Here is a 1,844-nt window from a genome sequence, read left to right as displayed (position 1 = left end):
ATAATTCTGTTATCACTCATAGTTTTAATCTCCTTTTCTTGTTTTGTCTGGTTCCCTTAAATTTTTTCACCTTTGCAAGTGGGAATTATTTCTGTTTTTTTCCTTTTTATCCGGAAAACGTGGACTTTTCAGAACCGGGGGGGTCCATATTCCATCTTTGATTCACGTTCTGCACAAATTTGTCGTTTCCCAGCTTTCCGGGTTTCATACATAACTACTGCCCAGATATATTCCACATTTCATACGAATCCGGGATGTCTCTTTCTAAAACTCAAGCTGCCTTTTTGGCTTCTTCCTGATTGAAAATCTCGTGATCCAGTTCACCCTCCATCTGAGAAATGCAGACAGACGCTACCAGGTCGCCTACAGAGTTAGTAGATGTGTGAATCTGGTCGATAATACGATAGATTCCAGCCACCAGTGCGTATGCATCCAGCGGAAGTCCCATCTGCGTCATCAGGGTTAAGCTAATAACCAGACCAATCTGCGGAGTTGCTGCACAGCCAACGCTTAAGAATGTTGCCTGTACAACCAGCATAATCTGCTGCTGAATACTTAACTCTACGCCGTACAGCTGTGCGGCAAAGAGAACAACGATACCAAAGTATGCACACGTTCCGTTCATCTGAGCGGTACATCCAAGTGGAAGTACGAAACTCGCAATATCTCTCGGAACGCCCATCTTCTTCGGTGCTACTTCCATTGATACCGGAAGAGCTGCTGAAGAAGTACAGGTACTAAATGCGATCATCCAAGGTTCAAACGCTTTGCGCCAGAACTTCATCGGATTTACCTTTCCAATCACGGTAAGGAAAATGCCGTATCCAACAGTACTCATGATGATGCAGGCAAGATAATCGGTTAAGATGAATTTCAGAACCGGTCCGAAGATGGCAACGCCATATTTCGCAAGTGCTACAGTCATCAAACTGAATACACCGTAAGGGATAATTCCAAGAATCATATCGATAACCTTAAACATCGTCCGTGAACAGAGGCTGATAATGTCACATAACTGCTGCGCTTCCTTGCCGATGCTGATGATGGCAAATCCAAGGAACAGGGAGAAGACGATAATCTGCATCATCTCGCCGCTTGTCAGTGCCTGGAATGGGTTGGACGGGATTAAGTCGAGCAGTGTCTGGTAGATACCCGGAAGTTCTTTCACTTCCATTGCTGTCTCTGCCGTTCCCAGCTGCAAGCCGCGCCCAGGTTTGATGATATTGGCAAGTATCAGACCGATGGTTGCTGAAATACCGCCCGTTGCTAAAAACCAGATGATGGTTTTAACACCGATGCTTCGAAGTTTCTTGATATCGCCCAGCGAAAGTGCCGCGTCGATGATACAGAAGAACACCAGCGGAACGACAATCATCTTGATCAACTTGATAAACAAATCTCCAATGAACTGGAAGAACGGAAGGACATATCCGTTAATGATCTCATTCTCCACGCCGCCCATAAAATTTAAGACGTAACCAAACGCGATACCTGCAAACAATGCAATGAATATTTTCACGTACAACGGAGTCTCTTTTTTCTCCGCCCCATTTTTTGTTTTCCCCGCCATGTTGTAATACCCCCTTATGTAATGGTTTTCTGTTTCTTGTTTCTCGCTCCTCATGAGGTTTGACTATATACTATCAAAAAGCATGATTCTTATAAACAAATATATCGGATTGCGAATAAGTTATAATAATTCAGTGATACAGAGTTAGTTCTGACTTACTTTTTAGGTATTGTCTCCACAATAAGAACAATTTTATTTTTGCAAATCAGTTCCGTGCTGTTTTCTGTAAAATACTAAAAGCGGGTAAAAGTTTTTTTGCTTTTACCCGCTTCTT

The 1,844-nt window shown here is 43.0% G+C and carries 1 protein-coding gene; it reads right to left on the bottom strand.

Annotated features, from left to right (window positions below; all coding sequences use genetic code 11):
- Positions 1-271 precede the first annotated feature (271 nt).
- On the bottom strand, positions 272-1,570 hold the full coding sequence (locus QVO97_RS10265) for a dicarboxylate/amino acid:cation symporter (protein ID WP_022360231.1): 1,299 nt from the start codon (positions 1,568-1,570) through the stop codon (positions 272-274).
- Positions 1,571-1,844: the final 274 nt, after the last annotated feature.

Origin of the sequence: Clostridium sp. CAG:43 (assembly GCF_000434655.1) — a bacterium.
Taxonomy (GTDB): domain Bacteria; phylum Bacillota; class Clostridia; order Lachnospirales; family Lachnospiraceae; genus Otoolea; species Otoolea fessa.
Note: the sequence above shows the minus strand (reverse complement) of the source record. Positions and strands in the feature narration are given on the sequence as shown.